The sequence below is a fragment of the Shewanella sp. genome (assembly GCF_051658185.1).
In the GTDB taxonomy this organism is placed as follows: Bacteria; Pseudomonadota; Gammaproteobacteria; order Enterobacterales; family Shewanellaceae; genus Shewanella.
Map to the genome: position 1 here is coordinate 22,518 of NZ_JBOFMC010000322.1, position 7,524 is coordinate 30,041.

At 48.9% G+C, this 7,524-nt stretch carries 9 protein-coding genes; 7 read left to right on the plus strand and 2 right to left on the minus strand.

Annotation, left to right across the window (positions count from 1 at the left end; genetic code table 11):
* Window positions 1–14: 14 nt before the first annotated feature.
* The 6 genes from mltB (at window position 15) to lipA (ending at window position 5,729) form a co-directional block, all read left to right on the plus strand.
* Entirely contained in the window at window positions 15–1,076 is a 1,062-nt protein-coding gene (gene mltB, locus ACRCZA_RS12380; RefSeq protein ID WP_438674730.1) for a lytic murein transglycosylase B, read from the plus strand.
* The gene (locus ACRCZA_RS12385) at window positions 1,063–1,902 is read left to right on the plus strand and encodes a septal ring lytic transglycosylase RlpA family protein (RefSeq protein ID WP_438674731.1); all 840 of its coding nucleotides are present in this window, start codon (window positions 1,063–1,065) and stop codon (window positions 1,900–1,902) included. Before mltB ends, ACRCZA_RS12385 begins: the two co-directional genes overlap by 14 nt.
* Window positions 1,903–2,081: 179 nt before the next feature.
* Window positions 2,082–3,257 (plus strand): serine hydrolase, encoded by a 1,176-nt coding sequence (locus ACRCZA_RS12390; protein ID WP_438674732.1) that lies wholly within the window; start codon window positions 2,082–2,084, stop codon window positions 3,255–3,257.
* Window positions 3,258–3,753: 496 nt separating this feature from the next.
* Window positions 3,754–4,020 (plus strand): DUF493 family protein YbeD, encoded by a 267-nt coding sequence (gene ybeD, locus ACRCZA_RS12395; protein ID WP_438674733.1) that lies wholly within the window; start codon window positions 3,754–3,756, stop codon window positions 4,018–4,020.
* Window positions 4,021–4,113: 93 nt separating this feature from the next.
* Window positions 4,114–4,767, plus strand: coding sequence for a lipoyl(octanoyl) transferase LipB (gene lipB / locus ACRCZA_RS12400; RefSeq protein WP_438674734.1), 654 nt, complete (start codon window positions 4,114–4,116; stop codon window positions 4,765–4,767).
* Window positions 4,764–5,729: a lipoyl synthase gene (lipA, locus tag ACRCZA_RS12405; protein ID WP_438674735.1), complete on the plus strand. Its 966-nt coding sequence runs from the start codon at window positions 4,764–4,766 to the stop codon at window positions 5,727–5,729. The genes lipB and lipA overlap by 4 nt, the downstream gene beginning before the upstream one ends.
* A 142-nt stretch (window positions 5,730–5,871) precedes the next feature.
* Here the strand turns inward: lipA and rimI are convergent, their stop codons facing one another.
* Together rimI and ACRCZA_RS12415 are read right to left on the minus strand one after the other, a co-directional pair.
* Entirely contained in the window at window positions 5,872–6,348 is a 477-nt protein-coding gene (rimI, locus tag ACRCZA_RS12410) for a ribosomal protein S18-alanine N-acetyltransferase (protein ID WP_438674736.1), read from the minus strand.
* A 2-nt stretch (window positions 6,349–6,350) separates the two neighbouring features.
* Window positions 6,351–6,722, minus strand: a complete 372-nt coding sequence (locus tag ACRCZA_RS12415) for a hypothetical protein (RefSeq protein WP_438674737.1) — start codon at window positions 6,720–6,722, stop codon at window positions 6,351–6,353.
* 246 nt (window positions 6,723–6,968) lie between these two features.
* On the opposite strand from ACRCZA_RS12415, the gene dpsA reads away from it, so the two are divergent.
* Complete coding sequence (gene dpsA, locus ACRCZA_RS12420; RefSeq protein WP_438674738.1) at window positions 6,969–7,436, plus strand: DNA starvation/stationary phase protection protein DpsA; 468 nt, start codon at window positions 6,969–6,971, stop codon at window positions 7,434–7,436.
* Window positions 7,437–7,524 lie beyond the last annotated feature (88 nt).

A 7,524-nucleotide genomic window follows, 5' to 3' on the forward strand; every position in this document is an offset into this window, starting at 1 on the left:
TTAGGGATTTTTTAATGGCAATTCTTCGAGCCTTGCGCTCTCCACTCGGGGTACTGTGCTTCACCACATGCCTAGTGGCATGCAGCACCCAACAGCCAACACCTCCGCCGCCAGCGGCTGCCCCCATCATCAGCCCAAGCGCACCAGCGACGCCGGCACTCCCGGTGACGCTAAAAGCAGACTTTATTAAAACTCAAATGCAGCAAGGGTTTAGTCATACTGAAGTTGAACAATTTCTCAGTCAAGCCAACTATAACCAAGCCGTTATTGATGCCATCACCCGCCCTTGGGAAGCCAAACCTTGGCATCAATATTACCCGATTTTCCTCACCGAAAAGCGCCTCAATGCAGGGCTGGCCTTCTGGAAAAAACATGAGAAGACCATTGCCCGCGCGGCGGCTAAATACCAAGTCGAGCCCGAGATCATTGTGGCCATTATTGGCATTGAAACCTTTTATGGCCAGTACACTGGCAACTATCCGGTAATTGATGCCCTATATACCTTAGGGTTTTATTACCCACCGCGCGCCAGTTTTTTCCGTAAGGAATTGGGTGAATTAATGAAACTGGTGAATGAAGAGCATTTAGATCTCCATTCCCTCAAAGGCTCCTACGCGGGGGCGATGGGCTATGGCCAATTTATTCCATCGAGTTATCGCCATTACGCCGTCGACTTTGATAACAGCGGCAGGCGTGATCTGTTAACCAGCCCAGAGGATGCTATTGGCAGTGTCGCCAATTACTTCCATCGACATGGCTGGCAAGCCAATGCGCCTGTGGCCTTACCCTTAGTCAATAAAACCACTGTAGCGCCGCAGGCCAAGGTGTGGGCAGGTGAAAAACTCCATTATCAAGTTGCTGATATTATCTCGCCAACCTTAGCTCTCGCAGATGGACGCAAGGTCAATCCTGCGCAAAAGGCGCTCTTAATTGAGCTGAAACAAGCCGACAGCACCGACTACTGGCTTGGGCTAAATAATTTTTATGTGATCACTCGTTATAATCGCAGCCCATTGTATTCCATGGCTGTTTATCAATTTAGCCAACAGTTAAAAGCCCAGCATGCTCACAAATAAGTTGTCATTGGTCGCGGTATTATTGCTATCTTTAGGGCTTGCCGCTTGCTCCTCAAGCCCTGAGCGCACTCGCGCCCAGACAGATAAAAAGAACATGGAGCCGAATAAGGGACGCTATTCCCTTAAAAACGATAAAATGCCGCTCAATCCACCGAATGTGGATCATGTGCCCAATGCCACGCCCCGATATGAGCCCTATAGCCGCCGGGGGAATAAACCTTATACCGTCTATGGCGAGTCCTATACCGTACTCGATAGCGGTAAAGGCTTTAGCGAGACTGGCAGAGCCTCATGGTATGGTGAAAAATTCCATGGTTATGAAACCTCCAATGGCGAGCCATACGACATGTATGGCATGTCTGGGGCACATAAAACCTTGCCCTTGCCAAGCTATGCCAAGATCACCAACCTTGAAAATAACAAGCAGGTGATCATCCGCATTAACGATCGCGGCCCCTTTCATTCGGATCGCATTTTAGATCTTTCCTATGCCGCCGCCTATAAACTCGGCATGCTCGGTAAAGGGACGGCACCGATAAAACTCGATGTGATTTATGTGGGCAGTACATCCGCCAACTCGGCGTTCGCACATAACCCGCATTCAAATAATCATTACATTCAATTAGTCGCCTCAAAGGATAAAAGCAGGCTCAATAAAATCGCCAAAGAGCTTGAGCGCAAGTATCAAGTCAGCAGCCGGATCCAACCCGCAAACGATATGTTTAGGCTTCAACTGGGTCCAATTGGCAACGGGGATTTAGTCGATAAATTGCACCTTAAAATAAAACAAAATGGCTATCCTGAAAGCTATATCGTGCAAGACTAAAGACGAGCGCGCTCAGGGATCAAATGCAGCCCCTTAAGCACCCCCCGAGCAGGGTGTTATTTGCTTAAAAATGCTACAGATGAATGAACCTTCACTGAAATCCACTGTCAAATGCTGATATACTCCAAGAGCTATTAAGCCCTTTTCATTCAATACAACCAAAAAGACGTGCCAAGTTAATGATGAATTTTGTAAAAAGTCCCATTAAAACACTGCTGCTAATGACGAGTGTCGCTCTCCCTGTTTATGCTGCGCAGCCGATTGTGACCCCCGATGCACCAACCGTTGCCGCAAAGGCCTACGTCTTGATGGATTATTATTCAGGCCAAGTGATTGCCGAAAGCAACGCCTATGAGAGCCTCAATCCCGCCAGCTTGACCAAAATGATGACCAGCTATGTCATCGGTCAAGAAATCAAAGCGGGCAATGTTTCTCCAGAAGACGATGTGACCATCAGTAAAAATGCTTGGTCAAAAAACTTCTCTGATTCCTCAAAAATGTTCATCGAAGTGGGTAAAACCGTTAAGGTCGCCGATTTAAACCGCGGCATTATCATCCAATCGGGGAATGATGCGTGTGTCGCCATGGCCGAACATATTGCCGGAACCGAAGGCGCCTTTGTCGACATGATGAACTCTTGGTCAAAACAACTGGGCATGCGCGATAGCTATTTTGAAAACTCCCACGGTTTAGACTCTGAAAACCACAAGACAACCGCCTACGATATGGCACTCTTAGGGGCGGCACTCATCCGTGACGTGCCAGAAGAATATCGTATCTACAGTGAAAAATTTTATACGTTCAACGGTATCAAACAATATAACCGCAACGGTTTATTGTGGGATAACAGTATGAATGTCGATGGCATCAAAACCGGCCACACTTCAGGCGCGGGCTATAACCTTGTCGCCTCTGCCACAAAAGATGGCATGCGGTTAATCTCTGTCGTCATGGGCACACAAAGTGAGTCCGCACGTAAAGCTGAAAGTAAAAAACTGCTGACCTATGGCTTCCGCTTCTTCGAAACCGTCACCCCTTATAAAGCTGGCGACAGTTTCACTACCCAGAAAATTTGGTATGGCGATCAAAGCACTGTGGATTTAGGAGTGGCAACTGACACGCCAATCACCGTCAGCCGTGGTCGCGCTAAGGATTTAAAAGCCAACTTTGAGCTAACTAAACCCCTTGATGCTCCTTTGAAAAAGGGTGAAACGGTGGGCCGCTTATTCTTCCAACTTGATGGTAAAGATATCGCGCAATTCCCACTGGTAACGCTGCAAGAAGTCAATGAAGGCAGCTGGTTCAGCAAATTGGTTGACTACTTTAAGCAAATGTTTTCAAGCTGGTTTGGCTAAACACACCTCAAACCAGATACGCCACACAGCAGGCCACCTTCGGGTGGCCTGCTGCTTTAGCACCACACTCGCTACAGCTGCAGTGATCCTTAACTACAGCGCTCCTTGACTGCAATGCTTCTTAACAACACCCGCTTCAGCGCGCATCACCTTTCCAGCTCAATCCTTTTATGCCGCACCGCTTACACCATGCCAAGCGTAAGCATCATGCCGCCACACCATACCTCTGAGCCACTGAGCCACTAGACTACAGCACAGCCGAACGCGTTGATAAAATAACGCTCAAGCGCATTACGCCAGCCTCTTAAACTGCTGGCCTTTGGAATAACATCACATCAGATTGTGCCAAACGTAGCTTAGCCCTCTTAACTCTCTTAGCCTTCTTAGCCCTACACGACCGGGCGACAGGAACCTCAGGTGCAGCGAAGTTGGGCATCCGCCTTGGATCCGGTATAATCGCCCCCATATAGATGCAATTAGAGAAAGAGTACCGCTTATGTTAAACACTAAATTTGATGAACTCATGGATTTCCCCTGCGCTTTTCCCTTTAAAGTCGTTGGCGATGCCCATGAAACCTTAACCGATAAAGTGGTCGCAGTCGTGCAAAAACACGCCCCTGGTGACTATTCGCCTACCACTAAGGCCTCAAGCAAAGGCAGTTACTACTCTGTGACCATCCGCGTCACGGTGACGAGCAAAGATCATATTGAAACGCTATACACTGAGCTGGCCACCATCGAAGGTGTGCGCCGCGTGCTATAGCTTGCACCTCTCGCCATAAAATGTGATCCAGCTTACATTTTATGGCGAGACGTATATAATAGCGCGACTCAATTTTAAGGGGAGAGGTTGCCCTTGCAAGATACAACGTTGCATATCCGCCAGCTAGGCAAACAGGATTATTCGTCCGTTTGGCATGCCATGCAGCAGTACACGGATAACCGTCACCACGAAAGTCCCGACGAACTGTGGATTGTTGAACACCCACCCGTATTTACTCAAGGGCAAGCCGGTAAAAGCGAGCATATTTTGGCGCCCGGTGACATTCCAGTGATCCAAGTCGATCGCGGCGGCCAAGTCACCTACCACGGTCCAGGGCAACTGGTCGCCTACCCTCTGCTGGATATCAAACGCAGTAAAGTGGGGGTGCGTCAACTCGTTACCCATATAGAGCAAAGCATTATCCAGATGCTCGCCAAATACGATATCAATGCTTACGCCAAGGCTGATGCGCCGGGTGTATATGTGGCCGAACGAAAAATCGCCTCCTTGGGCTTGCGTATTCGCAAAGGCTGTTCATTCCACGGCCTAGCCTTAAATGTCGATATGGATCTCTCCCCATTTCGCCGCATTAATCCCTGTGGTTATGCCGGCCTTGAAATGGTGCAATGCAAAGAGCTGGGTGGCCCACAAACGGTGGTCGAAGCCGGCGAGCAACTGATTATTACCTTTAGCCAACTATTAGGCTATCAACATCTCGTTCATCATCAAGGATTAGCAGCGACATGAATAGGCCCGAACGCTTACAACCCGGGGTTAAATTAAGAGATGCCGACAAGGTATCGCGCATCCCTGTCAAAATAGTGCCCTCCGAGCGCGATACAATGTTGCGCAAGCCCGATTGGTTACGCGTCAAATTACCCGCATCCAATCAACGGATTTTAGATATCAAACAAGCACTGCGTGCCAATGGCCTGCATTCCGTTTGCGAAGAGGCCTCATGCCCTAACCTTGCCGAATGTTTTAACCACGGTACCGCAACCTTTATGATTTTGGGGGCCATTTGCACTCGACGCTGCCCATTTTGCGATGTTGCCCACGGTCGGCCACTCAAACCCGATGCTGAAGAGCCGGTAAAATTAGCCCAAACCATCCGCGATATGAAGCTCAAATATGTGGTGATCACCTCGGTGGATCGCGATGATTTACGCGACGGTGGTGCGCAGCATTTTGCTGATTGTATTCGCGAAATTCGCAAATTGAACCCTGAGATTAAGATCGAAATTCTGGTACCAGATTTTCGTGGCCGCATCGATGCCGCCCTCGATATCTTAGCGACCGAGCCACCAGATGTGTTTAACCACAATCTCGAAACGGCACCGATGCATTATCGCAAAGCCCGACCTGGGGCTAACTATCAATGGTCCCTCGATTTGCTCAAACGCTTTAAAGAGCGCCATCCCCACATTCCGACTAAATCGGGATTAATGATGGGCTTGGGTGAAACCAATGCGGAAATCGCGCAAGTGCTGCGGGATCTTCGGGCGCATAAAGTCGAAATGCTCACCCTAGGCCAATACCTGCAACCGTCAAAGTTCCACTTACCCGTTGAGCGTTATGTGTCACCTGCGGAGTTTGCTGAACTGAAAACCCTTGCCGATGAATTAGGCTTTACCCATGCCGCCTGCGGTCCATTAGTTCGCTCAAGCTATCATGCGGACTTACAAGCCCAAGGAAAAGAAGTTAAATAAGCCGATGGCAGGCCATAAAAAAACAGCGCAACGCGCTGTTTTTTTATGCTATTAACTAATGAGTCTGTAGGAGCATCGGCATTACTCCATCAGCATGCCCTTCGCGCGATGCCATGAATACCCCCGCTAACTCAAACTTAGGTTAACAACTTAAGCTTAAATCCATCAGCAACGCATCTTCTGCGGCACCATTACAGGGATAGTAGCCCTTACGTCGCCCCGACTCGATAAACCCGCACTGCCGATAAAGCGCTCGGGCGGCTAAGTTAGATTCCCGCACTTCAAGCATCACCACCACAGCCTCAGCGTCTTTGGCAAACGCGATCACGTTATTGAGCAGTAACCGCCCATAGCCCTTGCCCTGCATAGCGGGGTCAATACAAATATCAATTAAGGTCACTTCATCGACAATTTGCTGGATAATCGCAAAACCAACTAACTGGTTTTCTTGGTTTTTTAATCCAAACGCCCGATAAAGGCGGCCAAAGCAATCGGCTAGATTCCCCGCACTCATGGGATGTGAATGAGCCCGCTCTTCAATGCTCAACATGTGGCTGACATCACTCGGCTCTAGGTAAACGAGTTGTACATGCTCGGTCATATATTGTGGATATTGCATCTTTATACCGCTTTAGGCTGCTGATGATTGTGCGTTTGCTGCGCTTGCCACTGCCAAATCTGTTGCCACAGGGCCCGCTTGGCCGCGCTGCTGCCGAGTAAGCTAGCAAGCGGTTCGGACACTAACCACGCGGTGCGCGGCCTGACCTTATGGCGGCGTAAATCCCAGACGATTTGCTTACCGCGCCGCGGCTCGCAAGTAAACTCACACTGATCACGCGTCACACCGATCAATCCCAGCACAGAATCAATCAAGGGCTCAGCATTGGGTAACTCTCCCCCCTCATCCCAAATCACTTGATAAGCACAGCTTTTGCTGTCACGGACTCGCCAAGAGGTGATCCCCATGGCGTCTAAATAAGCTGATTTATTCACAGGTTAACTTTCATTGGTTGTCGTCACACCATCGCATAAGCATATCAGCTATCCCCTAGGAATGTTACTTCCAAGGCGCCTGTGACGCCCTAAGGTAAACCCAAATGGCAGGTGTGCAGTATGCCTTAAGGGCAATAAACAATATAACAATCACATTATACGATTAGACTGATTAGTTTTAATCACTTTATCTTGAGCGCGCCCCTGCTAAGCTCAAACGAAACTCGGTAATAAAAGGAACCCATCATGATCAATATCGGCATCACTCAAACCCATAGAGAAGATATCGCCGCTGGCTTAAACCAATTATTGGCCGACAGTTACAGCCTTTATCTGAAGACCCACAGCTTCCATTGGAACGTGACAGGCCCCCTATTCACCAGTTTACATTTACTGTTTGAACAACAATATACCGAACTCGCCCTCGCCGTTGACCTGATCGCCGAACGTGTCCGCGCCCTAGGTTCAAGAGCCTTAGGCTCCTATTCCGCCTATGCGGCACTGACGGAAATTAAAGAAGATCAAGGGATCACTAAAGCGGAGATAATGATCCGCGAGTTATTGCAGGATCAGGAGGTCATCATCCGTCATGCCCGGGCGCTCTTCCCATTAGTCAGCCAAGCCCATGACGAGGCCACAGCAGATATTTTGACTCAGCGCATTCAACTGCATGAAAAGAATGCCTGGATGTTACGAAGCTTACTCAGTGAATAACTCAGCTCATCCCTTAAGCATCTTCACTCATGGCGGCATAAAAAAACCACAAGCCAGACAATGCATTCTGTGCAATGAATCTAGCCCC

What these genes read in the sequence shown, in the direction of transcription:
- mltB (WP_438674730.1), top strand. Translation starts at nt 15, where the DNA reads ATGGCAATTCTTCGAGCCTTGCGCTCTCCACTCGGGGTACTGTGCTTC.
- ACRCZA_RS12385 (WP_438674731.1), top strand. Translation starts at nt 1,063, where the DNA reads ATGCTCACAAATAAGTTGTCATTGGTCGCGGTATTATTGCTATCTTTA.
- ACRCZA_RS12390 (WP_438674732.1), top strand. Translation starts at nt 2,082, where the DNA reads ATGATGAATTTTGTAAAAAGTCCCATTAAAACACTGCTGCTAATGACG.
- ybeD (WP_438674733.1), top strand. Translation starts at nt 3,754, where the DNA reads ATGTTAAACACTAAATTTGATGAACTCATGGATTTCCCCTGCGCTTTT.
- lipA (WP_438674735.1), top strand. Translation starts at nt 4,764, where the DNA reads ATGAATAGGCCCGAACGCTTACAACCCGGGGTTAAATTAAGAGATGCC.
- rimI (WP_438674736.1), bottom strand. Translation starts at nt 6,348, where the DNA reads ATGCAATATCCACAATATATGACCGAGCATGTACAACTCGTTTACCTA.
- dpsA (WP_438674738.1), top strand. Translation starts at nt 6,969, where the DNA reads ATGATCAATATCGGCATCACTCAAACCCATAGAGAAGATATCGCCGCT.